Origin of the sequence: Agromyces excoecariae, assembly GCF_051715505.1 — a bacterium.
Classification (GTDB): domain Bacteria; phylum Actinomycetota; class Actinomycetes; order Actinomycetales; family Microbacteriaceae; genus Agromyces.
Window position 1 is genome coordinate 144,429 of record NZ_JBPSLA010000016.1, and the last position, 26,203, is coordinate 170,631.

Below are 26,203 nucleotides of genomic sequence, written 5' to 3' on the forward strand. Positions count from 1 at the left end.
CTCCCGACCTCCCCGAATAGGATGACCCCATGAGCACCGACCGCCCCGCGCGCACCGCGCGCGTGCAGCGCGAGACCAGCGAGTCGAGCATCGACCTCTCCATCGACCTCGACGGCACCGGCACGAGCGACATCGAGACGAGCGTGCCGTTCTACGACCACCTGCTCACGGCCTTCGCGAAGCACTCGCTCACCGACCTCACCGTTCGCGCGAAGGGCGACATCGAGATCGACGTGCACCACACCGTCGAAGACGTCGGGATCGTGCTCGGCACCGCGATCCGCCAGGCGCTCGGCGACAAGCGCGGCATCTCACGGTACGGCGACGCGCTCGTCCCGCTCGACGAGGCGCTCGCGCAGGCCGTGGTCGACATCTCCGGTCGGCCGTACCTCGTCCACACGGGCGAGCCCGCCGGATTCGAGTTCCACCTGATCGGCGGCCACTTCACCGGTTCGATGGTGCGGCACGTGTTCGAGGCCATCGCCTTCAACGCGGCGCTCACCGTGCACGTGAACGTGCTCGGCGGACGGGATCCCCACCACATCGCCGAGGCCGAGTTCAAGGCGTTCGCGCGGGCGTTCCGTCAGGCGAAGGCATGGGACCCGCTCGTGGCCGGCATCCCGTCGACCAAGGGCGCCCTGTGACCGCCACGCGGCGCATCGCCGTCCTCGACTACGGCTCCGGCAACGTCCACTCGGCCGTGAAGGCGCTCGAGCGCGCCGGCGCCGAGGTCGACCTCACGGCCGACCGCCGGGCGGTCATGGAGGCCGACGGCCTCGTCGTGCCGGGCGTCGGCGCGTTCGCGGCCGTCATGGACGGACTGCGCTCCGTGCGCGGCGACGAGCTCATCGACCGACGCCTCGCGGGCGGTCGGCCCGTGCTCGGCATCTGCGTCGGCATGCAGGTCATGTTCGAGCACGGTGTCGAGCGCGGCGTCGACACCGAGGGCCTCGGCGAGTGGCCGGGCGTCGTGACCGAGCTGCCGAGCGACGTCCTCCCGCACATGGGCTGGAACACCGTCCGACCCGACAAGGGATCGGTGCTGTTCGAGGGCCTCGAAGACGAGCGCTTCTACTTCGTGCACTCCTACGGGGCCCAGGCGTGGAACCTCGACGTCATCCCGCCCTTCCCGCAGCCGAAGCTGACCTGGTCCGAGCACGGTGGGCCCTTCCTCGCCGCCGTCGAGAACGGCCCGCTGTCGGCGACCCAGTTCCACCCGGAGAAGTCGTCGGATGCCGGCATCCGCCTGCTCTCCAACTGGATCGCCTCGCTCGGCTGAGCCCGGGCGAGACCCTGCGAGACCTTCGATGCGTCACGGCGTTCCGGCCCGGACTAGGATGCTGTGACTGTGCCGAGGCCGCGCGTTCCGCGGCATCCGATTCGAGGACAGTGATGAGTGAGTTCAGCAAGACCCCCCGCCTGGTGCTGCTTCCGGCCGTCGACGTGGCGGGAGGCAAGGCGGTTCGCCTGACGCAGGGCGAGGCGGGAACCGAGACGAACTACGGCGACCCGGTCGACGCGGCCGCCGACTGGGCCGACCAGGGCGCGGAGTGGATCCACCTCGTGGACCTCGACGCCGCCTTCGGGCGCGGGTCCAACGCCGGGATCCTGAAGAAGGTGATCCGCCAGGTCCGTGGCGTCAACGTCGAGCTCTCGGGCGGCATCCGCGACGACCGGTCGCTCGAGAACGCCCTCGAGATCGGCGCGAAGCGCATCAACCTCGGCACGGCCGCCCTCGAGAACCCCGAGTGGGCGGCATCCGTCATCGCGCAGTACGGCGAGGCGGTCGCGATCGGACTCGACGTGCGCGGCACGACGCTCGCCGCCCGAGGCTGGACCAAGGACGGCGGCGACCTCTGGCAGGTCATGGACCGCCTCGAGGACGCCGGTGCGGCCCGGTACGTCGTGACCGACGTCACGAAGGACGGCACGCTGCAGGGGCCGAACATCGACCTGCTCGCCCGGATCATGGAGCGCACCCGCCGCCCCGTCATCGCGTCGGGCGGGGTGTCGAGCCTCGACGACATCGCGGCGCTGCGCCAGCTCGTGCCGCAGGGCCTCGAGGGCGCCATCATCGGCAAGGCCCTCTACGCGGGCGCGTTCACGCTGCCCGAGGCGCTGGATGTCGCATCCCACTGACCCCGCAGCGGACTCCGCCGGGCGCCCGTGGGCGGGCCGATCGTTCCAGTCGAACCCGCATGCGTCCGACGACGGGCGGATGCCGGACGGCCTCGGCACGGCACTCGCGCGCTTCCGCTCCGGTGACGGCGGGCAGGCCGACGTCGTCGCCGCATTCGGCGCCGCTCGCCTGCTGATCCCGCTGCTCGCCGAACTCGGCGACGGCGGCACCGAGGTCGGCGCGCACGGGCACGCCGTCGACAAGAGCCAGGAGCTGTCGATCGTGACCGTCGGGGGGCCGGACGGACGACGGGTGCTTCCCGTGTTCGGCTCGGTCGAGGCGATGGCCAGGTGGAACCCGACCGCACGGCCCGTGCCCGCCGACGGCGTGCGCGTGGCGCTCGCCGCCGCCGACGACGGCACCGAACTGGTCGTGCTCGACCCCGGTTCGGCGACGGAGTTCGTACTGCGCCGTCCCGCGGTGTGGGCGGTCGCGCAGCAGCAGCCGTGGCATCCGCCCGCCGAGTCGGCGATGGTGCGCGACGCGTTCGAACGCTCGATCGGGGGCGAACTCGCGGTGCTCGGCGTCGAGCTCGTCGCCGGTGATCCGGATGCGCGGCTGCGCGGACCGGAACTCGTCGTCCGGCTGCGCCTCGTGGCCGGCCTCACACGGACCGAGCTCGACGCGACGACCGCGCGCCTCGCCCGGCGGTGGGCGGCCGACGACGCCATCGCCACGGGGGTCGATTCGCTGGCGGTGAAACTCGTGTCTGGCGAGGCGCCCGGCACGAGCCGCGAAGGCGACGCCACCGGCGCCTGACATCTCGCGCCCGACGCGATTCGACCCGTGCGTGCCGGGGTCGGAGCGTTGACCCTGCCCGCGTCGGGGAGCAGGATCGGGACTGCGCGATGATGCGCGGGAATCCAGGTGGAATGATGTCCGACGCACCCTCACCGACGACGGCGACACCCGACCTTCGACCGCTCGACGACGACCTGCTCGCCCTCGCCCATCGCCGCGCTGCCGAGTGGCTCGGCACGCTTCCCGAGCGGCCCATCCCGCCGCGTGCGGGAATCGAGGAGGTGATGGACGCGCTCGGGCGCGACCTGCCCGAACGCGGCGAGGCCGCCGACGCCGTCATCGACCGGCTCGCGAATCGCGCGGAGCCGGGCCTCATCGCCATCGGGTCGCCGAGGTTCTTCGGCTGGGTGATCGGCGGCACGCAGCCGGTCGCGCTCGCGGCGGACTGGCTGGTCTCGGCCTGGGACCAGAACTCGGGGCTCAGGACCATCACACCCGGAGCGGTCGCCGCCGAGGAGATCGCGTCATCCTGGCTGCTCGACCTGCTCGGCCTGCCTTCCGGGAGCGACGTGGGCTTCGCCACCGGTGCGACGACGGCGCAGTTCGCGTGCCTCGCCGCGGCGCGCGACGAGGTGCTCCGCCGGGTCGGCTGGGACGTCGAGGAGCAGGGGATGAGCGGCTCTCCGCGCATCCGGTGGATCGCGGGAGAAGAGCGTCACGGCACGATGGACCTCGCCGCGCGTTACCTCGGGCTGGGCTCGCCGACGGCGGTCGCATCCGATGACCAGGGCCGTATCCGGTCCGACGCGCTCGCCGAGGAGCTCGCTCGCGGAGAGGGCCCGGCCATCGTGGCGCTGCAGGCGGGGAACATCCACTCGGGCGCCTTCGACCCGTTCGCCGAGGCGTGCCGCATCGCCCACGAGGCGGGTGCCTGGGTGCACGTCGACGGCGCGTTCGGGCTGTGGGCCGCGGCATCCCCGCGCCTCAGGCACCTGACGGTCGGCCTCGCCGACGCCGATAGCTGGTCGACCGACGCGCACAAGACCTTGAGCGTGCCCTACGACTGCGGCATCGCGATGGTGCGCGACCCGGCGGCACTGCGCCGCGCGCTCAGCATGCACGCGAGCTACCTCCAGGCCACCGACGTCGGCGCCGATCCGCACGAGAAGGTCGCGGAGCTGTCGCGCAGGGCGCGGGGGGTCCCGACCTGGGCGGTGCTGCGGCACCTCGGACGCGAGGGCGTCGCGGCGCTCATCGACCGGCTCGCCGGGTCGGCGAGGATCATCGCCGACGGGCTGGCCGAGCTGCCCGGAGTGGAGGTGCTGAACGAGGTCGTGTTCACCCAGGTCTGCATCGCGCTCGAGGACGACACCGCGACCGAGGCGCTGAGCACCGCGCTCTGGGACGACGGCGAGGTGCTCGCGATGACCTCGCGCTGGCACGACCGGGCGGTCGTGCGCTTCTCCGTGAGCAACTGGGGCACGGATGCCGCGCAGGCGCGCCGCACGGTCGCGGCCGTCGGGCGCGTGCTCGGCGAGCAGCGTGCGGGCGAGTCGCACGGCTGAGCAACCGCGGCAGGTCACGATCGCGGCGACGGTGTCGGCGGCATCCGCTTGAATGGAGGGATGACCGGGGCGCTCGACTCCTTCGCGCCCGCGACGCGGGCCTGGTTCACCGAGTCCTTCCACGAGCCGACGCCCGTGCAGGAGGCGGCGTGGCGTGCGATCGCCGGGGGCGAGCACGCGCTCGTCGTCGCGCCCACGGGCTCGGGCAAGACGCTCGCCGCCTTCCTGTCGGCGATCGACCGCCTCCACCACGAGGGTCCGTCCGTCGACGCGGCGACGGGCGAGGTGGCGGATGGCGTGGCGCGCGCCACGCGCGTCGTCTACCTCTCGCCGCTGAAGGCCCTGGGCGTCGACGTCGAGCGGAACCTCCGCGCCCCGCTCGTCGGCATCGCCCGCACGGCCACGGCCCTCGGTGTCGACGTGCCCGAGGTCACGGTGGGCGTCCGGTCGGGCGACACCTCGCCGACCGACCGCCGCGCGCTCGTGAAGCGCCCGCCGGACATCCTCATCACGACGCCCGAGTCGCTCTTCCTCATGCTCACCTCGCAGGCACGCGAGACCCTCGCAGGGGTCGAGACGGTCATCGTCGACGAGATCCACGCGCTCGCCGGCACCAAGCGCGGCGCGCACCTCGCGCTCTCCCTCGAGCGGCTCGACGAACTCGTCGCGCGCCCCGTGCAGCGCATCGGCCTGTCGGCGACCGTGCGGCCGCATGAGGAGGTCGCGCGGTTCCTCGCCGGCACTCGTCCGGTCTCGATCGTGGCCCCGCCCTCGGGCAAGCGGTTCGACCTGCGGGTCACCGTCCCGGTCGACGACCTCGGCGACCTGTCGGGCGAGGCGGGCGGGTCGGTGTGGCCCCACGTCGAGGAGGCGATCCTCGATCAGGTGCTCGCCCACCGATCGACCATCGTGTTCGCCAACTCCCGCCGACTCGCCGAGCGGCTGACGGCGCGGCTCAACGAGCTCTGGGCGGAGCGCACCGCGCCCGACGAGGCCGACGAGGAGACCGACGCCGGTGCCCCTGCGCCGGAGGTCGCGGCCGTCGGCGCCGCCGTGGAGGCGCCGGCCGAGGCCTCCATCGTCGCGCGCAGCACGCCGTTCGCGGCCGCCGGGCGCCGTCCGCCCGCCGAGCTGCCCGGCGCATCGGGCATCACCGCGGGCGCCGAGCCGATCATCGCCCGGTCGCACCACGGCTCGGTCAGCAAGGAGGAGCGCGCGCTCGTCGAGGCCGACCTCAAGGCCGGGCGCCTGAAGTGCGTCGTCGCGACCTCGAGCCTCGAACTCGGCATCGACATGGGCGCAGTCGACCTCGTCATGCAGGTCGAGTCGCCGCCGTCGGTCGCGAGCGGCCTGCAGCGCATCGGCCGTGCCGGCCACCAGGTCGGCGAGGTCTCGAAGGGCGTCCTGTTCCCCAAGCACCGCGCCGACCTGCTGCACTCCGCGGTCGTCGCCGAGCGCATGGTCGAGGGCGCGATCGAACCCATGCGCATCCCGGCGAACCCGCTCGACGTGCTCGCGCAGCAGACCGTCGCGGCCGCCGCTATCGACGAGTGGGAGGTCGAGCACTGGTTCGACGTCGTCCGGCGCGCGGCGCCCTTCGGGTCGCTGCCGCGCTCCGCGTTCGACGCCACGCTCGACCTGCTCGCGGGCCGCTATCCGTCCGACCGGTTCGGGGAGCTTCGGCCCCGCATCGTGTGGGACCGCGATGCCGGCACCATCACCGGTCGGCGGGGTGCGCAGCGGCTCGCCGTCACGAGCGGCGGCACGATCCCCGACCGCGGCCTCTTCGGCGTGTTCATGATCGGAGACGCCGGTCCGGGCCGGCGGGTGGGCGAGCTCGACGAGGAGATGGTCTACGAGTCGCGCGTGGGCGACGTCTTCGCACTCGGTGCGACGAGCTGGCGCATCCAGGAGATCACGCACGACCGCGTGCTCGTCTCGCCCGCCTTCGGCGAGCCCGGCCGGCTGCCGTTCTGGAAGGGCGACGGGATCGGGCGGCCTGCCGAACTCGGCGCCGCGATCGGGGCCTTCATCGGCGAGCTCGCGGCCGCCGACGAGCCCGCCGCGCTCGACCGCACCACCGCCGCCGGGCTCGACGAGCGCGCCGGCGCGAACCTCGTGCGCTTCATCGCCGACCAGCGTGAGGCGACGCGCGTCGTGCCCGACGCCGAGCACCTCGTCGTCGAGCGGTTCCGCGACGAACTGGGCGACTGGCGGATCGTGCTGCACTCGCCGTACGGCATGCGCGTGCACGCCCCGTGGGCGCTCGCGGTCGACGCGCGCGTGATGGAGCGCCTCGGCGTCGAGGCGCGCGCGGTCGCGAGCGACGACGGCATCGTGCTGCGGATCCCCGATACGGCCGACGAGCCGCCCGGCAGCGAGCTCTTCGAGTTCGACCCGGAAGAGCTCGCCCAGCTCGCGACCGAGCGGGTCGGCGACTCGGCGCTCTTCGCCTCCCGCTTCCGCGAGTGCGCCGCCCGCGCCCTGCTCCTGCCGCGGCAGAATCCGGGGCGGCGCTCGCCGCTCTGGCAGCAACGGCAGAAGGCGTCGCAGCTGCTCGAGGTCGCACGCGACTACCCCGACTTCCCGATCGTGCTCGAGGCCGTGCGCGAGTGCCTGCAGGACGTCTACGACCTGCCGGCGCTCACGGCGCTCGCCGAGCGCATCCGCGCTCGCCGGGTCCGGTTCGTCGACGTGGCGACCGAGACCGCGAGCCCGTTCGCCGCGAGCCTCCTGTTCGGCTACGTCGGCGCGTTCATGTACGAGGGCGATGCGCCGCTCGCCGAACGCCGCGCGGCCGCGCTCTCGCTCGACCCCGGCCTCCTGGCGGAGCTCCTCGGCACCGTCGAGTTGCGAGAGCTCCTCGACCCGGCGGTCGTCGAGGAGACGGAGCGGATGCTGCAGCGCCGCCACCCCGATCGGCTGGCGAAAGGCGAGGAGGGCGTCGCCGACCTGCTTCGCGAGCTCGGGCCGCTCACCGACGCCGAGATCTCGGAGCGGGTCGACGAGGCGACGGATGCCGCGGCGTCCGTCGTCGCGCTGCTGGCCGCGCGCCGCGGCGCCCGCGTGCGGTTCGCGGGCACCGAGTGGGTCGCCGCGGTGGAGGACCTCAGCCGCCTGAGGGACGCGCTCGGCGTGCCGATCCCGCCGGGACTGCCGGACGCGTTCGGCGAGGCGGTGCGCGACCCGCTCGGCGATCTCGTGAGCCGCTACGCCCGCACCCACGGCCCGTTCACGACCGTCGCCGTCGCCGAGCGTTTCGGCATCGGCGGCGCCGTCGCGCATACCGCCCTGGCACGTCTGGCGGGGGAGCGGAGGCTCGTCGAGGGCGCGTTCCTGCCGCACGGCAGCGGTGCCGAGTGGTGCGACGCCGAGGTCCTGCGCCGGCTGCGTCGCCGGTCGCTCGCCGCGTTGCGAGAGGAGGTCGAGCCGGTCGCAGCCCGCGAGTTCGGACGGTTCCTGCCCGACTGGCAGCACGTCGGCGGGCGACTCCGCGGGGTGGACGGCGTCGCGGCGGTGGTCGAGCAGCTCGAGGGCGTGCGGATCCCCGCGTCGGCGTGGGAGTCGCTCGTGCTCCCGGCGCGCGTCGGCGACTACCGTCCCGAGTTCCTCGACGAACTCACCTCGAGCGGCGAGGTGCTCTGGGTCGGGCAGGGGGCGCTCGCGGGCGACGACGGCTGGGTCGGCCTGCACCTCGCCGACACGGCCAAGCTCACCATGCCCGCGCCCGTCGACCAGCCCCTCGACGCGATCGAGACCGAACTGCTCGCCGTGCTCGGCGGGGGCGGCGCCTACTTCTACCGCCAGCTCGTCGAAGCCGTGGGCGCGACCGAGGACGCGCCGGTCCTCGACGCACTGTGGCGCCTCGCGTGGGCCGGGCTCGTGACGAACGACACGTTCGCGCCGGTGCGCGGACTCCTCACCGGCGGAGGCGCGCACAAGACCCGCGCGTCGACGCCCCGAGCGCGCATCCGCGGGCGGACCGTGTCGCGCCGGGTGCTCGCCCAGGCGGCGGCCGCGGCGGAGGGCGCCCGCTCGCCGCGATCGGCGCCCCCGCGAGCGGCCGGCCGCTGGTCGGTGCTCCCCGTGCCGAGCGACGCCGCCACCCCGCGCGCGCACGCGCTCGGCGAGACGCTCCTCGAGCGCTACGGCGTCGTCACGCGCGGCTCGGTCGTCGCCGAGGACCACCTCGGCGGCTTCGCACTCGCCTACCGCACGCTCGCGGGCTTCGAGGAGACCGGTCGCGTGCGGCGCGGCTACTTCGTCGACGGCCAGGGCGGCGCGCAGTTCGCCACGAGCGCCGCAGTGGACCGACTCCGGCAGGCCCCGCAGGGCGGCGCGTTCGCGCTCGCCGCCACGGACCCGGCGAACCCGTTCGGCGCGGCGCTCGACTGGCCCGACCCGGTCGTCGAACTCACCCACCGACCGGCGCGCAAGGCGGGCGCCGTCGTGGCGATCGTCGACGGCGAGGTCGCGTTCTACCTCGAGCGCGGCGGACGCACCGCGCTCGTCTTCACCGACGACGACGCGGCGCTCGTGCAGGGCGCGACCGCACTCGCCGACGCGCTCGCACGGGCCCGCGGCGCGCGTTTCCGGGTCGAGACCGTGAACGGCGCCGGCGTGTTCGGCTCGGAACTCGACGCCCCGCTCCGCGCCGCCGGCTTCCGCGAGACCCCGCAGGGCCTCCGCTTCGAGGCGCGGGGCTGAGATGCCCGAGGGCGACACCGTCTTCCGCGCCGCACGTCGGCTCGACGACGCGCTCGCGGGGCGCACCGTGGTCCGAAGCGACATCCGGGTGCCGGCCTACGCCACGGTCGACCTCGCCGGCGAGACCATCCACTCGGTCGCCAGCCGCGGCAAGCACCTGCTCATGCGCATCGGCGACGTCGTGCTGCACACCCACCTGAAGATGGAGGGGGAGTGGCGCATCATCCCGCCCGGCCGACGGTGGCCGCGACCCGCGTATCGCGCCCGCGCCATCATCGAGACCGCGGATGCCACGGCCGTCGGCTTCGACCTCGGGCTGGTCGAGGTCTTCCCGGCGAGCGAGGCGGGCGAGCGGCTCGCCTACCTCGGCCCCGACCTGCTCGGGCCCGACTGGGACGCCGCAGAGGCCGAGCGCCGGCTCGCCGCTGAGCCGGACGTGGCGGCGGTCGTCGCGCTCGCCGACCAGCGGAACCTCGCCGGGCTCGGCAACGTCCTCGTCAACGAGGTGTGCTTCCTCCGCGGCATCCGCCCCGACCGCCCGATCGGCGAGGTCGACCTCGCATCGACCATCGACCTCGCACGCCGGGTCATCCACGCCAACCGCGACCGACTCGAGCGGACGACGACGGGCGACACGCGACCCGGGCGGCGGCTCTGGGTCTACGGGCGCGCGGGGGAGCCGTGCCGGCGATGCGGCACGCGCATCGAGCACGGCCGGTTCGGCCGCAACGACGTGGAGCTGCGGGAGACGTACTGGTGCCCGCACTGCCAGCGATGAGCCGCGACCGGCTCGAGAGCGACGTGCCTCCCGGTCGCGCCTAGGAGACCGGCCCCGTCCACTTCTCGCCCGGGCCCTTGCCGAGCTCGTCGGGGATCGTCGACGCCTCGCGGAACGCCAGCTGCAGCGAGCGCAGCCCGTCGCGGAGCGATCGCGCGTGCATGTCGCTGATCTCGGGAGCCCCCGCGGTGATGAGGCCGGCGAGCGCGTTGATGAGCTTGCGAGCCTCGTCGAGGTCGGTCTGCGACTCCGGGTCGTCGGCGAGGCCCACCTTCACCGCCGCGGCGCTCATGAGGTGCACGGCCGCCGTCGTGATGACCTCGACCGCGGGCACCTCGGCGATGTCGCGCGTGGCGTCGGCGACCGCCTGCTCGGTGCCGGCCTGCGTGTCGGCCTCGGGGTGGTCGTGCTCGGGCGCACGCGTGTACTCGGGCGAAGTGTCGCTCACCGGGGGATTCCTCTGCTAGACTACTGCGGGCTCCGGGGCCAGTCCCCGGTACGAAAGTGGAGAGACTCCCACCCGCGCATACCGCTTCATCAAGGTTACCGGGTCGTTCGCACTCCCCTTCCCCGCTCCGGCGGGGGAGGAGCAAGGGTGCCGCATGAGCCCGCGGTGAGAATCCGCGGGGCGTCATCGCGTGGATTTCCGCTCTCGTCTTCGGGCGGCATCCGTCTCCCGAAGGGCTGGAAACCAGTTCGAGTAGAGGAGACTCGCATCAGCGATCCGCGTACCAATGACCGTATCCGCGTTCCCGAGGTCCGCCTCGTGGGCCCTGGCGGAGAGCAGGTCGGCGTCGTGAAGATCGAGGTGGCACTGCGGCTCGCGCAGGAGGCCGACCTCGATCTCGTCGAGGTCGCGCCGAACTCCCGTCCGCCGGTCGTCAAGATCATGGACTACGGCAAGTACAAGTACGAGGCTGCGCAGAAGGCGAAGGAAGCCCGGCGCAACCAGGCGAACACGATCCTCAAGGAGGTTCGGTTCCGCCTCAAGATCGACAAGCACGACTACGAGACCAAGATGAAGCGCGCCGTCGGCTTCCTGAAGGCCGGCGACAAGGTCAAGGCCATGATCCTGTTCCGCGGTCGCGAGCAGTCGCGACCCGAGATGGGCGTGCGCCTCCTGCAGCGCTTCGCCGAAGACGTGGCGGAGTTCGGCACGGTCGAGCACAACCCCACGATCGACGGCCGCAACATGGTCATGGTCATCGCGCCCCTCAAGAACAAGTCCGAGGCCAAGGCCGAGGCGAATGCACAGCGTGCTGCGGCGAAGCAGCGCCCGGCGGCGGACGCCGCGGGCGACGAGTCGCAGACGGCCCCGGCCGACGAGGCCTAGGCCAGCACAGACGTCCGCCACCCCGGTGGCGGCAGAACCAAGGAGAGAGACGAGAGATGCCGAAGCAGAAGACCCACTCCGGGTCCAAGAAGCGCTTCAAGGTCACCGGCAGCGGCAAGATCAAGAAGCAGCAGGCCGGTATGCGCCACAACCTCGAGGGCAAGTCCTCGGTGCGCACCCGCCGCCTCAACCAGGACAAGGTCGCCTCGGCGCCCGACACCAAGGTCATCAAGAAGCTGCTCGGTCGCTGAGCGACGAGACCCGGTAAGGAAGAGACACAGTCATGGCAAGAGTCAAGCGCGCAGTCAACGCGCACAAGAAGCGTCGGGTCATCCTCGAGCGCGCCGAGGGCTACCGCGGTCAGCGGTCGCGCCTCTACCGCAAGGCGAAGGAGCAGGTCACCCACTCGCTCGTCTACTCGTACAACGACCGCCGCAAGAAGAAGGGCGACTTCCGTCGCCTCTGGATCCAGCGGATCAACGCCGCTGCGCGCCAGAACGGCATCACGTACAACCGCCTCATCCAGGGCCTCGGCCTCGCCGGCATCGAGGTCGACCGTCGCATCCTCGCCGACCTCGCGGTCAACGAGCCGGCGACCTTCGCGGGCCTCGTCGAGGCCGCCAAGAAGGCGCTCCCGAGCGACGTGAACGCTCCGAAGAACGCGGCCTAGTCTCCGCTTCGGCCCGAACGGCCCGGCGCCCCCGTGGTGCCGGGCCGTTCGTCGTCCACCGACGGGCGGACACCGCATCGTGCGACGGCCCGCCGGGGTCGTCGCGTGAACCCCGGTCGTCGTGCGGCCCACCCGTCGCCACGGCGCGACCGGCGCGTGAACGGCGGCGCAGCGGCATCCGTCGGTAGGCTTGACGCGTGCTGGAGAACCCGAGGTCGCCGCGAGTGCGGGCCGTCGCCAAGCTCGCGAAGAAGCCCGCGCGCGTCGAGACGGGCATGTTCCTCCTGGAGGGTCCGCAGGCCGTCGCCGAGGCGCTCACCTTCCGGCCCCAGCTCGTGGTCGAGCTCTACGCGACCCCGACCGCCCTCGAGCGCTACTCCGACATCGGCGACACGGCGATCGACGCGGGCGTCGACGTCGAGTACGTGACGGAAGAGGTCCTGAACGCGATGGCCGACACGGTCACGCCGCAGGGCTTCGTCGCGGTCTGCCACCAGTTCCCGACCGCGGTGAAGGACGTCTTCGCGGCGCATCCGAAGCTCGTCGCGATCCTCGAGGAGGTGCGCGACCCCGGCAACGCCGGTACCATCGTGCGGGCGGCCGACGCGGCCGGCGCCGATGCGGTCGTGTTCACGGGTCGCGCGGTCGACCTCTACAACCCGAAGGTCGTGCGCTCCTCGACGGGATCGATCTTCCACCTGCCGGTCGCCGTGGGCGCCGAGCTCGAGGACGTGCTCGCCCGGGCCCGCGAGGCGGGTCTCTCGATCCTCGCCGCCGACGTCAAGGGCGACGACCTCCTCGACGCGCGCCGCGACGGCGTGCTCGCGGAACCGACGGCGTGGCTCTTCGGCAACGAGGCGCACGGCCTTCCCGACGAGAAGCTCGCGCTCGCCGATCGTGTCGTCACGGTGCCGATCTACGGGCACGCCGAGTCGATGAACCTCGCGACCGCGGCATCGGTCTGCCTGTACGAGAGCGCGTTCGCGCAGCGAAGCTGAGGTAACGGAACGGTAACCCACCGTCCGGACGGTGGCCGCGATGCCGTCGCGCGCCCTAGTTTGGGGGATATGCCGGCCGACACCGCTCCTCCGACGTCGAACATCTCGGTCCGTCGGGGCGAACCCCTCGTCGTGATCGACCACGTCGACAAGTACTTCGGCGACCTCCACGTCCTGAACGACATCAACACGGTCGTCAACCGAGGCGAGGTCGTCGTCGTCATCGGGCCCTCCGGTTCCGGCAAGTCGACGCTGTGCCGGGCCATCAACCGGCTCGAGACGATCGACTCCGGCGCCATCACCATCGACGGCGAGGTCCTGCCGGAAGAGGGGGCGGCGCTCGCGAAGCTCCGCGCCGATGTCGGCATGGTCTTCCAGTCCTTCAACCTCTTCGCGCACAAGACGGTGCTCGAGAACGTGACGATCGCGCCCATCAGGGTCAAGCGGATGTCGCGCAAGGACGCGGAGGCCAAGGCCATGGAGCTCCTCGAGCGGGTGGGCGTGGCCAACCAGGCCAAGAAGATGCCCGCCCAGCTCTCCGGCGGCCAGCAGCAGCGCGTCGCGATCGCGCGGTCGCTCGCCATGAACCCGAAGCTCATCCTCATGGACGAGCCCACGAGCGCGCTCGACCCCGAGATGATCAACGAGGTGCTCGACGTGATGGTCGGCCTCGCCGAGCAGGGCATGACGATGATCGTCGTCACCCATGAGATGGGCTTCGCCCGCAAGGCTGCGGATCGCGTGCTCTTCATGGCGGACGGCGCGATCGTCGAGGAGGCGACCCCGGCCGAGTTCTTCGACCACCCCAAGACCGATCGCGCGAAGGACTTCCTGTCGAAGATCCTCGCGCACTAGACCTCCGCTGCCACGAGCGGCGGAGACCCGAACGAGACGAGAGATGAGGCACGACATGAGACGCAGCAGAATCGCCCTGGTCGCCGCTGCGGCCGCGACCGCACTCCTGTTCGCCGGCTGCGCCGGCGACGCCGGCGCCCCCGGCGACGACGGCGCGGAGCCGAGCGTCGAGGAGGCGCCCGAGTTCGAGGAGGGCACGACGATGGCCAAGCTCGCCGAGGCGGGCACGGTCACGGTCGGCACGAAGTTCGACCAGCCGCTCTTCGGCCTGGTCGGCCCCGACGGGGTTCCGGTCGGCTTCGACGTCGAGATCGCGAAGATCATCGCCGGCGAGCTCGGCATCGCGCCGGAGGACATCGAGTGGGTCGAGACGGTCTCGGCCAACCGCGAGCCGTTCATCGAGAACGGCCAGGTCGACTTCGTCGTCGCCACCTACACGATCAACGACGAGCGCAAGAAGGTCGTCGACTTCGCAGGGCCCTACTTCGAGGCCGGCCAGTCGATCCTCGTCCTCGCCGACAACGAGGACATCACGAGCGAGGACGACCTCGTCGGGCAGCCGGTCTGCTCGGTCACGGGCTCGACCCCGGCAGCCAACCTCAAGGAGCTCGGCGCCGAGGTCATCGAGACCGACACCTACAGCAACTGCCTCGAGCCGCTCCGGAGCGGCCAGGCCGTCGCGGTCTCGACCGACAATGTGATCCTCGCGGGCCTGGTCGACCAGAACCCGGGTGAGTTCAAGGTCGTCGGCGAGCCCTTCACGCAGGAGCCGTACGGCATCGGCGTGATGCTCGGCGACGACGACTTCCGCTCGTGGATCAACGACGTCCTCGAGCAGTCCTACGAGGACGGCTCGTACGAGGCCGCGTGGGATGCCACCGCCGGAACCGTGCTCGAGTTCCGCGACCCGCCGGCCGTCGACCGGTACTGATCCGACTGCGAGGTCCGGGTGCCGATCGGCACCCGGACCTCCCCGGGTCGGTTCGCCGGCCGCACACAGAGGAAGGAAGCGCGTGGACGCGGTCTTCGACAACTTCCCGCTCTACCTGCAGGGCTTCGGCACGACCGTGCTCCTGCTGGTGGTCTCGGGAATCGCCGCACTCGTCATCGGCACGCTGATCGCCGCCATGCGCATCTCCCCGGTGCCGTCGCTGCGCTGGTTCGCGACGGTCTACACCGAGCTCGTCAGGAACACGCCGCTGACGCTCGTGCTGTTCTTCTGCGCGTTCGTGCTGCCGCAGCTCGGATCGCGGCTCGACTACGTCACCGCGGCGTCCATCGGCCTCTCGGTCTACACCTCGCCGTTCGTCGCCGAGGCCCTGCGCTCCGGCGTGAACGGCGTGCCCGTCGGCCAGGCCGAGGCGGCTCGGAGCGTCGGATTCGGGTTCTCGCAGACCGTGGGCCTGATCGTCCTGCCGCAGGCCTTCCGGATGACCATCCCCCCGCTCATCAACGTCTTCATCGCCCTGACGAAGAACACGTCGGTGGCCGGCGGGTTCTTCGTGGTCGAGCTGTTCGCGGTCGGTCGCACCGTCGCCAACGCGCGTGGCGACCAGGTCATCCCGGTGCTCCTCGGGGTCGCGACCTTCTACCTGCTCATCACCGTGCCGCTGGGCCTCCTGGCGGCCAGGCTCGAACGACGTTGGGTGGTGCAGCGATGACGAACGTGCTCTTCGACGCCCCGGGTCCGGTCGCCCGGCGCAACTCGCTGATCGCCTCGATCGCGGGTGGCATCGCGATCCTCGGCGGGCTCGCGTGGATCTTCTTCACGCTGAACGCTCCACGCGGCGACCTGCCCGGCTACTTCGACCCGTCGCGGTGGGACATCTTCGCCGACCCGACCGTCTGGCGCTACATCTTCGTCGCCGGAGTCTGGGGCACCCTGCGCGCTGCGCTCACCGCGGCCGTGCTCGCCATCGCCCTCGGCATCGTCTTCTCGCTCCTGCGCAGCGCGCAGACGGCGTGGATCCGCATCCCGACGGCGATCGTGCTCGAGTTCGTGCGCGGAATGCCCGTGCTGCTCATGATGCTCTTCATCCTGCTCGTGCTGAACACCGGCTCGTTCTGGGCCGTCGTCGCCGCGCTCACGCTCTACAACGGAGCCCTGATCGGCGAGGCGCTGCGGGCCGGACTCGCGGCGCTCCCGCGCGGGCAGCGCGAGGCGGGACTCAGTCTCGGCATGCGGCCGATGCAGTCGAAGATGCTGATCGAGTTCCCGCAGGCGTTCCGCCAGATGCTGCCGATCATCATCGCCCAGCTCGTCGTGCTCCTGAAGGACACGTCGCTCGGCTACATCGTCGGGTACGTCGAGCTGCTGCGCGTCAACATGAACCAGCTCGCCAGCTTCTACGGCAACTACTACCTGTTCTCGTTCTTCGTCGTCACGCTCGTGCTCTACCTCGCGATGAACCTGTCGCTGTCGTGGTTCGCGCGGTGGGTGGCGAAGCGCACCGCCAGCCGGACCGGCCAGGCGCCGCCGAACCCGGACGAGGAGAACGAGGAGCTGCTGAAGGGCCTCGCCAAGGCGAACGCCGAGGCGCGACCGCCCGGGCAGGCCGGCGGAGCGCCCTGATCGGGCGTCGCCACCTTCTGCGGGTGAGGGCGGCGGGCCCAGCCCACTAGACTCGTTCTTCGTGTCCGAGCCCCTCCAGATCACCGAACCGGCCGTCGCGGCCGCGGTCGACGCGGCCCTCGCCGCGATCGCCGCAGCGGGCGACTCCGCCGCGCTGAAGGCCGTCCGCGCCGATCACACCGGCGAAAAGTCGGCGCTCGCGCGGCTCAACGCCTCATTGCGCTCCGTCCCCAACGACCAGAAGGCCGCCCTCGGCAAGCTCGTCGGCTCCGCCAGAGGCCGTGTGAACCAGGCGTTCGCGGCCCGCGAGGCCGAGATCCTCGAGGCCGAGGCCGAGGCCCAGCTCACCGCGGAGGCGGTGGACGTCACGGCGCTGCCGTCGCGCTTCACGGCCGGGGCGCGGCATCCGCTCGCCCTGCTGCAGGACCGGGTCTGCGACGTCTTCACCGGCATGGGCTGGGAGATCGCGGAAGGCCCCGAGGTCGAGAGCGAGTGGTTCAACTTCGATGCGCTGAACTTCGACGCCGACCACCCGGCGCGCGCCATGCAGGACACGTTCTTCGTCGATCCGCCCGAGGCTCACCTCGTCATGCGCACGCACACGAGCCCCGTCCAGGTGCGCTCGATGCTCGAGCGCGAGGTGCCGATCTACGTGCTCGCGCCCGGCCGGGTCTACCGCACCGATGAGTTCGACGCGACGCACCTGCCGGTGTTCATGCAGTTCGAGGGCCTCGCCGTCGACAAGGGCCTGACGATGGCGCACCTGCGCGGCACGCTCGACCACTTCGTGAAGTCGATCTTCGGCGATGAGGCGAAGGTGCGCCTGCGCCCCAGCTTCTTCCCGTTCACCGAGCCGTCGGCCGAGCTCGACTTCTGGCACCCGACCTTCAAGGACGGCCCGCGCTGGATCGAGTGGGGTGGCTGCGGCATGGTGCACCCCAACGTGCTGCGCGCGGCGGGCATCGACCCCGAGGTCTACACGGGCTTCGCCTTCGGCATGGGCATCGAGCGCGGCCTCATGCTCCGCAACGACGTGCAGGACATGCGCGACATGGCCGAGGGCGACATCCGCTTCTCCCAGCAGTTCGGAATGGTGGTCTAACGCATGCGAGTGCCTCTCAGCTGGCTCGCCGAGTACGTCGATCTCCCGCCGGGCACGTCCCTCGAGGACGTGCACGCCGCGCTCGTGCGCGTCGGGCTCGAGGAGGAGGACGTGCACACGTTCGACCTCCAGGGCCCGATCGTCGTCGGCGAGGTCCTCGGGTTCGTCGAGGAGCCGCAGACGAACGGCAAGACCATCCGCTGGTGCCAGGTCCGCGTCGCACCCGAGGGCGAGCAGGCCGCCGACGGCGGCGACGCCGTGCACGGCATCGTCTGCGGCGCACGGAACTTCTTCGTCGGCGACAAGGTCGTGGTGACCCTTCCCGGCTCCGTGCTGCCCGGCCCGTTCCCGATCGCGGCGCGCAAGACCTACGGCCACGTGTCGGACGGCATGATCGCGTCGGTCAAGGAGCTCGGCCTCGGCGATGAGCACGACGGCATCCTGCGCCTCTCCACGCTCGGGATCGATGCGCCCGTCGGCACCGACGCCATCGCGCTGCTCGGCCTCGACGACGCCGCGGTGGAGATCAACGTCACGCCCGACCGCGGGTACGCGTTCTCGATCCGCGGCGTGGCGCGCGAGTACGCCCACGCGACCGGCGCGGTGTACCGGGACCCGGCCGCGCAGGTCGCCGCAGCCGATGCCGCTGCCGACGCGTTCCCCGTCTCGGTCCGCGACGAGGCGCCGATCCGCGGCCGCGTCGGCGCGAGCGTGTTCGCGACGCGCATCGTGCGCGGCATCGACCCGACACGGCCCACGCCGGCGTGGATGGTCGCGCGGCTGAAGCTCGCGGGCATCCGCTCGCTGTCGCTGCCGGTCGACATCACGAACTACGTGATGCTCGAGCTCGGCCAGCCGATCCACGGGTACGACCTCGATGCGCTGCAGGGCGGCATCGTCGTGCGGCGCGCGGCGGCGGGGGAGACCCTCGAGACCCTCGACGGCAAGGTGCGCACGCTCCACGCGGAGGACCTCCTGATCACCGACGACCGCGGGCCGATCGGGCTCGCCGGCGTCATGGGCGGCGCGACGACCGAGATCGGCGACGCGACGACGAACGTGCTGATCGAGGCCGCGAACTTCGATCCCGTGTCGATCGCCCGCACCGCCCGCCGGCACAAGCTGCCGAGCGAGGCGTCCAAGCGCTTCGAACGCGGCGTCGACCCGGCGGTCGCCGGCGCGGCCGCTGCACGTGTCGCCCAGCTGCTCGTCGACCTCGCGGGCGGCACCGCCGACGAGACCGGCTCGCTGCTGCACGAGGCACCGGCACGTGAGGCGATCCGCCTGCCCGACGGCTTCGTCACCGGGCTCATCGGCGTCGAGTACACCGCCGACGAGGTGCACGACGCGCTCGCCGAGATCGGCGGCGCCGTGACCCGCGTCGAGGGCGGCTTCGACGTCGTCCCGCCGTCGTGGCGCCCCGACCTCACCGCGAACGTCGACCTGGCGGAGGAGGTCGCGCGCCTGCTCGGCTACGACCGCATCCCATCGGTGCTGCCCGTCGCCCCGCCCGGGCGAGGGCTCACGCGTTCGCAGCGCGTGCGCCGCGGCGTGGCCGACGCGCTCGCGGCGGGAGGCGCCACCGAGGTGCTCGCCTTCCCGTTCGTGTCCGAGGCCGAGAACGCGGTGTACGGGTCGCCCGACGGCTCGCCGGTCGCGGGCGTGAAGCTCGCGAACGCGCTCGACGCGACGGTGCCCTACCTGCGCCGCTCGCTCATCCCGGGCCTCATCGGGGTCGCGCGCCGCAACCTGTCGCGGGGCTTCGCCGACCTCGACGTGTACGAGCTGGGCCTCGTCTTCCTTCCCGAGGCCGGCCGCGCGTACGGCGCGGCCGAGCTGCCCATCGGGTGGGAGCGTCCGTCCGAGGCCGTGCTCGCCGAGCTGAACGACGGCATCCCCGCGCAGCCCCGCCACGTCGGCGTCCTGCTCGCCGGCGACCTCCGTGCCAAGCAGCCCGGTCGGGCGGCCGAACCTGCGGGCATCGCCGACGCACTCGACGCGGTCCGCCGGATCGCGCATGCCGCGGGCGCCGAGGTCGAGTTCGCCCAGGGTTCGCACCAGGCGATGCACCCCGGACGCACCGCGGAGGTCCGCGTCGGCGGGCAGCTCGTCGGCTACGCGGGCGAGCTGCATCCGCGGCTCACCGCCGAGGCCGACCTGCCGCGGGTGGTCGCGGTCGCCGAGGTCGACCTCGACGCGATCATCGAGCTCGCGGGCGACACGATCGAGGCGCGCCCCATCGGGACGCTGCCGGCGGCGACGCAGGACCTCTCGCTGGTGGTCGCCGTCGACGTGCCCGCCGCCTCCGTCGCGGCCGCGGTGCGCGAGGGCGCGGGGGACCTCCTCGAGCACCTGCAGCTCGTCGACGACTACCGTGGCCAGGGCGTGCCCGAGGGCTCCAAGAGCCTCACGTTCGCCCTCCGCTTCCGCGCCGCAGACCGCACGCTCACCGCCGCCGAGGCCAGCGAGGCGAAGCTGGCGGGTTCCGCCCTCGCCGGCGAGCGCTTCGGTGCGGCCATCCGCGAGTAACGGCGCCGTCGCATCCCGGTGTCACGAGGGCGCCCCGCCGGTCATCGGTGCGGGCGCCCTCGTGCATCGCGGTCGGATCGGGCGGCGCCGGCACGGCCGACCCGCGCATCCGGACCTCGCCGCACCGCGCCGGCGGCGGTACCGTTGAGCATGGCCGAAGCGAAGACGGTGCCCACAGGTGCCTCGGTGTCGGAGTTCCTCGACGCGGTCGAGCCCGCCGGGCGACGCGAGGACGGGCTGGTGCTGCGGGAGCTCTTCGATCGCGTGACCGACACCGACGCCGTCATGTGGGGTCCGTCGATCGTCGGCTACGGCCTGCACCACTACCGATACGACTCGGGTCACGAGGGCGACACCGCGGTCGTTGCGTTCTCGCCGCGCAAGGCCTCGATCTCCCTGTACGGGCTGCAGACCCCGGGCGCCGACGAGCTCATCGATCGGCTGGGCAAGGTCAAGGTGGGGGCCGGATGCCTCTGGGTCGGTCGTCTCTCGACCGTCGACCTCTCCGTGCTCGAGGCGCTCGTCGACCGGGCCTGGGTGCGCACGCGCGGCGACGACGTCTGATCGGCGCGGGGCGAGGCGTCCGCCCTCCCCTCGTCGTCACGCGATTTGCACGGTGCCCTCCGGCAGGGCTAGGGTCGCCGCATGTCCACCGCCCGGCCCGCCGAGACCGCACGCGTCGTGCGTGCCGTCGTGCTGCGCGGCCGACGTCGGGGCGAGCGCCGAATCCAGGCGACTCCCGCGGCGGCCTGAGCCTGCCGTCCTGGGCGTCGCCGGAGCCGTCACCCCGATCGTTCAGCCCAATAAGGTGGATTCCATGACGTTTACCGTCGCCGTCTCCGGCGCGTCCGGCTATGCAGGCGGGGAGTTGCTGCGGCTCCTCGCCGACCATCCCGAGTTCGACGTGCGGACCGTGACCGCGCACTCGAACGCGGGCCAGCCCCTCACCGCGGTCCAGCCGCACCTGCGCAGCTACACGCACCTCACGCTCAAGGAGACCTCGGCCGAGACGCTCGCGGGGCACGACGTCGTCTTCCTGGCCCTCCCGCACGGCGCGTCGGGCGCGATCGCGGCCGACCTGCCCGCCGACACCCTCGTGATCGACTGCGGCGCCGACCATCGGCTCGAGGACGCCGGCGACTGGGCGTCGTTCTACGGCGGAGACTTCCACGGGGCCTGGGAGTACGGCGTGCCCGAGCTGCCGCGCCTGTCGGGCACCCAGCGCACGCGCCTCGCCCGTACGCGGCGCATCGCCGCACCCGGCTGCAACGCCTCGACGGTCGCCCTGTCGCTCGCGCCCGGGGTCCGTGCCGGCGTCATCGAGGACGCCGATCTCGTCTCGGTGCTCGCCGTGGGCCCCTCCGGCGCAGGGCGAGCCCTGAAGGCGCACCTGCTCGGCTCCGAGATCCTCGGCTCGGCCAATCCGTATGCCGTCGGCGGCACGCATCGCCACATCCCCGAGATCCAGCAGGCCCTGAGGTGGGCGGGTGCGGCGGCGCCGACGATCTCGTTCACGCCCGTGATCGTCCCGATGTCGCGGGGCATCCTCGCGACCTCGACCGCACGAGTCGTGCCGGGCACCGATCCGGCGACGGTCCGCGCGGCGTGGGAGGACGCGTACGCCGGCGAGCCGTTCGTCCAGGTGCTGCCCGAGGGCCAGTTCCCGCGCACGGCCGACGTGCTCGGCGCCAACACCGCGCTCATCGGCCTCGCCGTCGACGAGGCGGCGGGGCGCGTCGTCGTCGTGACCGCGGTCGACAACCTGGTGAAGGGGACGGCCGGCGCCGCCATCCAATCCGCCAACATCGCCCTCAGCCTCGCCGAGGCGACCGGGCTGCCCGTGAACGGAGTCGCACCGTGAGCGTGACCGCACCCCAGGGATTCGACGCCGCCGGCGTCGCGGCCGGCATCAAGCGCTCCGGCGCCCTCGACCTCGCCGTCGTCGTCAACCGAGGTCCGCTGCAGGCGGGCGCCGCGGTCTTCACCTCGAACCGGGCGAGGGCGAACCCGATCCTCTGGTCCGAGCAGGTCATCCAGGACGGAACGGTCGCCGCCATCGTGCTGAACTCGGGCGGCGCGAACTGCTTCACCGGGCCCGAGGGCTTCCAGGTCACGCATCGCACGGCCGAGGCCGCGGCATCCGCCCTCGGGGTCTCGGCGGGCGACGTGCTCGTGTGCTCGACCGGGCTCATCGGCGACCAGCTCGACGGCGAGGTGCTCGAGGAGGGCGTGCTCTCCGCGACGAACCGGCTCGAGGGCGACGAGGCCGCCGGCGCCGACGCCGCGCGCGCGATCATGACGACCGATTCGAAGCCGAAGACGGTCGAGGTCGTCGTCGACGGATGGCGCATCGGCGGCATGGCGAAGGGCGCGGGCATGCTCGCACCAGGCCTCGCGACGATGCTCGTGGTGCTGACGACCGATGCGGTCGTCGATGCGCCGGGACTCGATGCGGCGCTCCGGCGGTCGACGCGGGTCACGTTCGACCGCCTCGACTCCGACGGCTGCATGTCGACGAACGACCAGGTCACGCTCCTCGCCTCCGGCGCCTCCGGCGTCGAGCCCGATCCCGACACCTTCGCCGAGGCGCTCACGACCGCGTGCCGCGACCTCGCGCTGCAGCTGCAGGCCGACGCCGAAGGGGCCAGCCACGACATCGCGATCGAGGTGCGCGGCGCGGTCACCGAGGACGACGCGGTCGAGGTCGGCCGCTCGATCGCTCGCAACAACCTCTTCAAGGCCGCGATCTTCGGCAACGACCCGAACTGGGGCCGCGTGCTCGCGGCGATCGGCACCACGTCCGCACCCTTCGACCCCTACCTCGTCGACGTGACGATGAACGGCGTCCGGGTGTGCCACGCCGGCCGACCCGATCGGCCGCGCGACGACGTCGACCTGACCCCCCGGGCGACCGAGGTGCTGGTCGAGCTGCACGCGGGCGAGGCATCCGCCACGATCTGGACGAACGACCTCACGCACGACTACGTGCACGAGAACAGCGCGTACTCGAGCTGAGATGAGCGAGGAGCAGATGACCCCCGACGACGACGCGCGCAATGACGCCGCCGCCGCGGCCCGCAAGGCCGGGACCCTCATCGAGGCGCTGCCATGGCTGAAGCGCTTCCACGGCGAGACGATCGTCGTGAAGTTCGGCGGCAACGCGATGGTGAGCCCCGAACTCCAGCGCGCGTTCGCGGAGGACATGGTCTACCTCCGCTATGCCGGCATCCGCCCCGTCGTCGTGCACGGTGGCGGGCCCCAGATCTCGTCGATGCTCGATCGGCTCGGCATCGCGAGCGAGTTCCGCGGCGGCTACCGGGTCACGACCCCCGAGACGATGGACGTCGTCCGGATGGTGTTGTCGGGCCAGGTGAACCGCGAGCTCGTCAGCCTCATCAACGAGCACGGTCCGCTCGCGGCGGGGCTCTCCGGCGAGGACGCGGGGCTGTTCCGCGGACGACGTCGCGGTGCGGTCGTCGACGGCGTCGAGGTCGACCTCGGACTCGTCGGCGACGTCGTCGAGGTCGACCCCGAGGCGGTGATCGCGCAGGTCGACGCCGGCCGGATCCCGGTCGTGTCCTCGATCGCGCCCGACCTCGACCAGCCGGGCCAGTCGCTGAACGTCAACGCCGACTCGGCCGCCGCCTCGCTCGCGGTCGCGCTCGGTGCGGCGAAGCTCGTCATCCTGACGGATGTCGCCGGCCTCTACCGCGACTGGCCGAACCGCGACTCGCTCGTCTCCGAGATCGACGTGCGCGAACTCGACGGGCTCCTTCCGTCGCTCGAGTCGGGCATGATCCCGAAGATGACCGCGTGCCTCGAGGCGGTCGCGGGCGGTGTGCCGAAGGCCGCGATCATCGACGGCCGGGTGCCGCATTCGATCCTGCTCGAGATCTTCACGCGCCAGGGGATCGGCACCGAGGTCGTCCCGGTCGCGGCTCGCGCCCCGGGGAACGGTTCGACGACGGATGCCGCGGGGTGACCTCGTGACCGATGCGAACGACTGGCGCGGGCACTACTCGCGCCGGATGATGAAGACCCTCGGCATGCCGCTCGCGAAGCTGGTGCGCGGCGAGGGTGCGTGGGTGCAGGACGACACGGGAGCCTGGTACCTCGACTTCCTCGCCGGCATCGCGGTGAACTCGCTCGGCCACGCGCACCCGGTCTTCGTCGAGGCCGTCACGCGGCAGGCCGCCCGGCTCGCGCACGTGTCGAACTACTTCGCGACCGACCCGGCCCTCGCGCTCGCCGACCGGCTCACGCGGCTGTCGGGTGCCGGCGACGGGGGACGCGTCTGGTTCGGCAACTCGGGCGCCGAGGCGAACGAGGCGGCGTTCAAGCTGGCGCGCCTGAACAACTCCGGCGGTGCGCGCACGCGCGTGCTCGCCCTGGTCGACGCGTTCCACGGGCGGACCATGGGCTCGCTCGCGCTCACCGGCAAGCCCGCGATGCGCGACGCGTTCGAACCGCTGCCCGGCGGGGTCACCCATCTCCCCTCGACGATCGAGGCACTCGAGTCCGAACTCGACGAGTCGGTCGCGGCGCTGATCCTCGAACCCATCAAGGGCGAGGCGGGGGTGCTCGAACTGCCCGAGGGCTACCTCCGGGCGGCGCGCGAGCTCACCCGACGGCACGGCGCGCTCCTCGTCATCGACGAGGTGCAGACCGGTGCGGGCCGGACGGGCGAGTGGTTCGCCTTCCAGCACGCCGGCATCATGCCCGACGCGATCACGGTCGCGAAGGGCATCGGCGGCGGCATCCCGATCGGCGGGCTCGTGACGTTCGGACACGCCTCCGACCTCTTCTCGCGAGGCCAACACGGCTCGACGTACGGCGGCAACCCGCTCTCGACCGCCGTCGCCGACGCGGTCCTCGCCGAGATCGAGCGCGCCGGGCTGGTCGAGAACGCGGCGCGCCGCGGTGCCGAGCTCCGCGAGCGCGTGCTCGGCCTCGGTTCGCCGCTCGTGGCGGGAACGCGCGGCCGCGGGCTGCTCGCGGGCGTCGCGCTCACGGAGCCGGTGGCGTCCGAACTCTCGTCTGCGGCCATGCAGGCCGGCCTGATCGTCAATGCCGCGAACGACTCGACCATCCGCATCGCTCCGCCGCTCATCATCGGCGACGCCGAACTCGACGAGTTCTCCGACCGCTTCGGTCGCGCCCTCGCGGCCGTCGCGGCGGCCCGTTGACGCCGCCCCATGACCACCTCGACCATCACGCACGCCCCGCGCAGAACGGAGCACCCATGACCCGCCACTTCCTCCGCGACGACGACATCACGCCCGCCGAGCAGTCCGAGATCCTCGACCTCGCGGTCCGGCTGAAGGCCGACCGCTGGGCCGAGACCCCGCTCGCCGGCCCGCAGACCGTCGCCGTCATCTTCGACAAGTCCTCGACGCGGACGCGCGTCTCGTTCGCGGTCGGCATCGCCGACCTCGGCGGCTCGCCGCTCATCATCTCGACCGCCAACAGCCAGCTCGGCGGAAAGGAGACTCCCTCCGACACCGCGCGTGTGCTCGAGCGGATGGTGTCGGCCATCGTCTGGCGCACGTACGCCCAGTCGGGCCTCGACGAGATGGCCGCGGGCACCACGGTCCCGGTCGTCAATGCGCTCTCCGACGAATTCCACCCCTGCCAGTTGCTCGCAGACCTGCTCACCATCCGCGAGCACAAGGGCGAGCTCGCCGGGCTCACGGTCGCCTTCCTCGGCGACGGCGCGTCGAACATGGCCCAGTCGTACGTGCTCGCGGGGGCCACGGCCGGCATGCACGTGCGCGTCGCCTCACCCGAGGAGTTCGCGCCCGCGGCATCCGTCGTCGCCGATGCCGATCGCATCGCCGGAGCCACCGGGGGATCGGTCGCGCTCTATACCGACGCCGCCGAGGCCGCGGCCGGGGCCGACGTGATCGTGACCGACACGTGGGTGTCGATGGGCAAGGAGGACGAGAAGGCGCACCGCGTCGCGACCTTCGGCGCGTACTCGGTCGACGCCGAGCTCATGTCGCTCGCGAAGCCCGATGCCGTCTTCATGCACTGCCTGCCCGCCGACCGCGGCTACGAGGTCGGCGCCGACGTCATCGACGGGCCGCAGTCGATCATCTGGGACGAGGCGGAGAACCGGCTGCACGCGCAGAAGGCGCTGCTCGTCTGGCTCCTCGCCAGGAAGGACGCCTGAGC

The 26,203-nt window shown here is 72.3% G+C and carries 24 protein-coding genes; 23 read left to right on the top strand and 1 reads right to left on the bottom strand.

What is annotated here, in order from left to right:
* Positions 1-29: 29 nt before the first annotated feature.
* The 7 genes from hisB to ACSJD1_RS16530 all read left to right on the top strand — a co-directional run bounded on the left by hisB (position 30) and on the right by ACSJD1_RS16530 (position 9,970).
* The gene (gene hisB / locus ACSJD1_RS16500; protein WP_438856373.1) at positions 30-644 is read left to right on the top strand and encodes an imidazoleglycerol-phosphate dehydratase HisB; all 615 of its coding nucleotides are present in this window, start codon (positions 30-32) and stop codon (positions 642-644) included.
* Positions 596-1,279, top strand: a complete 684-nt coding sequence (gene hisH, locus ACSJD1_RS16505; RefSeq protein ID WP_438856374.1) for an imidazole glycerol phosphate synthase subunit HisH — start codon at positions 596-598, stop codon at positions 1,277-1,279. The genes hisB and hisH overlap by 49 nt, the downstream gene beginning before the upstream one ends.
* Positions 1,280-1,392: 113 nt before the next feature.
* Positions 1,393-2,139, top strand: a complete 747-nt coding sequence (priA, locus tag ACSJD1_RS16510) for a bifunctional 1-(5-phosphoribosyl)-5-((5-phosphoribosylamino)methylideneamino)imidazole-4-carboxamide isomerase/phosphoribosylanthranilate isomerase PriA (protein WP_438856375.1) — start codon at positions 1,393-1,395, stop codon at positions 2,137-2,139.
* Positions 2,123-2,938: an SseB family protein gene (locus ACSJD1_RS16515; RefSeq protein WP_438856376.1), complete on the top strand. Its 816-nt coding sequence runs from the start codon at positions 2,123-2,125 to the stop codon at positions 2,936-2,938. Before priA ends, ACSJD1_RS16515 begins: the two co-directional genes overlap by 17 nt.
* A gap of 116 nt (positions 2,939-3,054) precedes the next feature.
* Complete coding sequence (locus tag ACSJD1_RS16520; protein ID WP_438856377.1) at positions 3,055-4,485, top strand: pyridoxal phosphate-dependent decarboxylase family protein; 1,431 nt, start codon at positions 3,055-3,057, stop codon at positions 4,483-4,485.
* A gap of 60 nt (positions 4,486-4,545) precedes the next feature.
* A complete protein-coding gene (locus tag ACSJD1_RS16525; RefSeq protein WP_438856378.1) occupies positions 4,546-9,192 on the top strand; it encodes an ATP-dependent helicase in 4,647 nt (1,548 codons plus the stop codon).
* 1 nt (position 9,193) lies between these two features.
* A complete protein-coding gene (locus ACSJD1_RS16530; RefSeq protein ID WP_438856379.1) occupies positions 9,194-9,970 on the top strand; it encodes a DNA-formamidopyrimidine glycosylase family protein in 777 nt (258 codons plus the stop codon).
* A 40-nt stretch (positions 9,971-10,010) separates the two neighbouring features.
* On the opposite strand, the gene ACSJD1_RS16535 is transcribed toward ACSJD1_RS16530, so the two are convergent.
* Positions 10,011-10,418 (bottom strand): DUF1844 domain-containing protein, encoded by a 408-nt coding sequence (locus ACSJD1_RS16535; protein ID WP_438856380.1) that lies wholly within the window; start codon positions 10,416-10,418, stop codon positions 10,011-10,013.
* 267 nt (positions 10,419-10,685) lie between these two features.
* Here ACSJD1_RS16535 and infC point away from each other — a divergent pair, with 267 nt between their 5' ends.
* From infC to argF, 16 genes are all read left to right on the top strand, one after another.
* The gene (gene infC / locus ACSJD1_RS16540) at positions 10,686-11,303 is read left to right on the top strand and encodes a translation initiation factor IF-3 (protein ID WP_438856406.1); all 618 of its coding nucleotides are present in this window, start codon (positions 10,686-10,688) and stop codon (positions 11,301-11,303) included.
* 56 nt (positions 11,304-11,359) lie between these two features.
* Positions 11,360-11,554, top strand: coding sequence for a 50S ribosomal protein L35 (rpmI, locus tag ACSJD1_RS16545; RefSeq protein WP_067949205.1), 195 nt, complete (start codon positions 11,360-11,362; stop codon positions 11,552-11,554).
* A 32-nt stretch (positions 11,555-11,586) separates the two neighbouring features.
* Entirely contained in the window at positions 11,587-11,973 is a 387-nt protein-coding gene (rplT, locus tag ACSJD1_RS16550) for a 50S ribosomal protein L20 (protein ID WP_129234085.1), read from the top strand.
* 197 nt (positions 11,974-12,170) lie between these two features.
* On the top strand, positions 12,171-12,971 hold the full coding sequence (locus ACSJD1_RS16555) for a TrmH family RNA methyltransferase (protein WP_438856381.1): 801 nt from the start codon (positions 12,171-12,173) through the stop codon (positions 12,969-12,971).
* Positions 12,972-13,040: 69 nt separating this feature from the next.
* Positions 13,041-13,826 carry an amino acid ABC transporter ATP-binding protein gene (locus ACSJD1_RS16560; RefSeq protein ID WP_438856382.1) on the top strand — a complete coding sequence of 262 codons (786 nt, stop codon included), beginning with the start codon at positions 13,041-13,043 and terminating at the stop codon, positions 13,824-13,826.
* A 55-nt stretch (positions 13,827-13,881) separates the two neighbouring features.
* Positions 13,882-14,757: a glutamate ABC transporter substrate-binding protein gene (locus ACSJD1_RS16565; RefSeq protein WP_438856383.1), complete on the top strand. Its 876-nt coding sequence runs from the start codon at positions 13,882-13,884 to the stop codon at positions 14,755-14,757.
* An 82-nt stretch (positions 14,758-14,839) separates the two neighbouring features.
* A complete protein-coding gene (locus ACSJD1_RS16570) occupies positions 14,840-15,487 on the top strand; it encodes an amino acid ABC transporter permease (RefSeq protein WP_438856384.1) in 648 nt (215 codons plus the stop codon).
* A complete protein-coding gene (locus ACSJD1_RS16575; protein WP_438856385.1) occupies positions 15,484-16,398 on the top strand; it encodes an amino acid ABC transporter permease in 915 nt (304 codons plus the stop codon). Before ACSJD1_RS16570 ends, ACSJD1_RS16575 begins: the two co-directional genes overlap by 4 nt.
* 61 nt (positions 16,399-16,459) lie before the next feature.
* Complete coding sequence (gene pheS, locus ACSJD1_RS16580; RefSeq protein ID WP_438856386.1) at positions 16,460-17,500, top strand: phenylalanine--tRNA ligase subunit alpha; 1,041 nt, start codon at positions 16,460-16,462, stop codon at positions 17,498-17,500.
* A 3-nt stretch (positions 17,501-17,503) separates the two neighbouring features.
* Positions 17,504-20,029 (top strand): phenylalanine--tRNA ligase subunit beta, encoded by a 2,526-nt coding sequence (gene pheT / locus ACSJD1_RS16585; protein WP_438856387.1) that lies wholly within the window; start codon positions 17,504-17,506, stop codon positions 20,027-20,029.
* Between the two features lie 150 nt (positions 20,030-20,179).
* Positions 20,180-20,593: a DUF1801 domain-containing protein gene (locus ACSJD1_RS16590; protein ID WP_438856388.1), complete on the top strand. Its 414-nt coding sequence runs from the start codon at positions 20,180-20,182 to the stop codon at positions 20,591-20,593.
* Between the two features lie 253 nt (positions 20,594-20,846).
* A complete protein-coding gene (gene argC, locus ACSJD1_RS16595) occupies positions 20,847-21,890 on the top strand; it encodes an N-acetyl-gamma-glutamyl-phosphate reductase (protein WP_438856389.1) in 1,044 nt (347 codons plus the stop codon).
* Positions 21,887-23,044 carry a bifunctional glutamate N-acetyltransferase/amino-acid acetyltransferase ArgJ gene (gene argJ / locus ACSJD1_RS16600; protein WP_438856390.1) on the top strand — a complete coding sequence of 386 codons (1,158 nt, stop codon included), beginning with the start codon at positions 21,887-21,889 and terminating at the stop codon, positions 23,042-23,044. The genes argC and argJ overlap by 4 nt, the downstream gene beginning before the upstream one ends.
* A gap of 16 nt (positions 23,045-23,060) precedes the next feature.
* Complete coding sequence (gene argB / locus ACSJD1_RS16605; RefSeq protein ID WP_438856407.1) at positions 23,061-24,011, top strand: acetylglutamate kinase; 951 nt, start codon at positions 23,061-23,063, stop codon at positions 24,009-24,011.
* Positions 23,998-25,215, top strand: coding sequence for an acetylornithine transaminase (locus ACSJD1_RS16610; protein ID WP_438856391.1), 1,218 nt, complete (start codon positions 23,998-24,000; stop codon positions 25,213-25,215). Before argB ends, ACSJD1_RS16610 begins: the two co-directional genes overlap by 14 nt.
* A 56-nt stretch (positions 25,216-25,271) precedes the next feature.
* Positions 25,272-26,201, top strand: coding sequence for an ornithine carbamoyltransferase (argF, locus tag ACSJD1_RS16615; protein WP_438856392.1), 930 nt, complete (start codon positions 25,272-25,274; stop codon positions 26,199-26,201).
* Positions 26,202-26,203: the final 2 nt, after the last annotated feature.

Bases quoted from the DNA above. Each gene is read 5' to 3' on its own strand.
- ACSJD1_RS16515 (WP_438856376.1), top strand. From the start codon at position 2,123: ATGTCGCATCCCACTGACCCCGCAGCGGACTCCGCCGGGCGCCCGTGG.
- hisH (WP_438856374.1), top strand. From the start codon at position 596: ATGGGACCCGCTCGTGGCCGGCATCCCGTCGACCAAGGGCGCCCTGTG.
- ACSJD1_RS16565 (WP_438856383.1), top strand. From the start codon at position 13,882: ATGAGACGCAGCAGAATCGCCCTGGTCGCCGCTGCGGCCGCGACCGCA.
- ACSJD1_RS16520 (WP_438856377.1), top strand. From the start codon at position 3,055: ATGTCCGACGCACCCTCACCGACGACGGCGACACCCGACCTTCGACCG.
- argB (WP_438856407.1), top strand. From the start codon at position 23,061: ATGACCCCCGACGACGACGCGCGCAATGACGCCGCCGCCGCGGCCCGC.
- argC (WP_438856389.1), top strand. From the start codon at position 20,847: ATGACGTTTACCGTCGCCGTCTCCGGCGCGTCCGGCTATGCAGGCGGG.
- rpmI (WP_067949205.1), top strand. From the start codon at position 11,360: ATGCCGAAGCAGAAGACCCACTCCGGGTCCAAGAAGCGCTTCAAGGTC.
- ACSJD1_RS16590 (WP_438856388.1), top strand. From the start codon at position 20,180: ATGGCCGAAGCGAAGACGGTGCCCACAGGTGCCTCGGTGTCGGAGTTC.
- ACSJD1_RS16560 (WP_438856382.1), top strand. From the start codon at position 13,041: ATGCCGGCCGACACCGCTCCTCCGACGTCGAACATCTCGGTCCGTCGG.
- rplT (WP_129234085.1), top strand. From the start codon at position 11,587: ATGGCAAGAGTCAAGCGCGCAGTCAACGCGCACAAGAAGCGTCGGGTC.
- pheT (WP_438856387.1), top strand. From the start codon at position 17,504: ATGCGAGTGCCTCTCAGCTGGCTCGCCGAGTACGTCGATCTCCCGCCG.
- priA (WP_438856375.1), top strand. From the start codon at position 1,393: ATGAGTGAGTTCAGCAAGACCCCCCGCCTGGTGCTGCTTCCGGCCGTC.
- hisB (WP_438856373.1), top strand. From the start codon at position 30: ATGAGCACCGACCGCCCCGCGCGCACCGCGCGCGTGCAGCGCGAGACC.
- ACSJD1_RS16530 (WP_438856379.1), top strand. From the start codon at position 9,194: ATGCCCGAGGGCGACACCGTCTTCCGCGCCGCACGTCGGCTCGACGAC.
- ACSJD1_RS16610 (WP_438856391.1), top strand. From the start codon at position 23,998: ATGCCGCGGGGTGACCTCGTGACCGATGCGAACGACTGGCGCGGGCAC.
- ACSJD1_RS16525 (WP_438856378.1), top strand. From the start codon at position 4,546: ATGACCGGGGCGCTCGACTCCTTCGCGCCCGCGACGCGGGCCTGGTTC.
- argF (WP_438856392.1), top strand. From the start codon at position 25,272: ATGACCCGCCACTTCCTCCGCGACGACGACATCACGCCCGCCGAGCAG.
- ACSJD1_RS16575 (WP_438856385.1), top strand. From the start codon at position 15,484: ATGACGAACGTGCTCTTCGACGCCCCGGGTCCGGTCGCCCGGCGCAAC.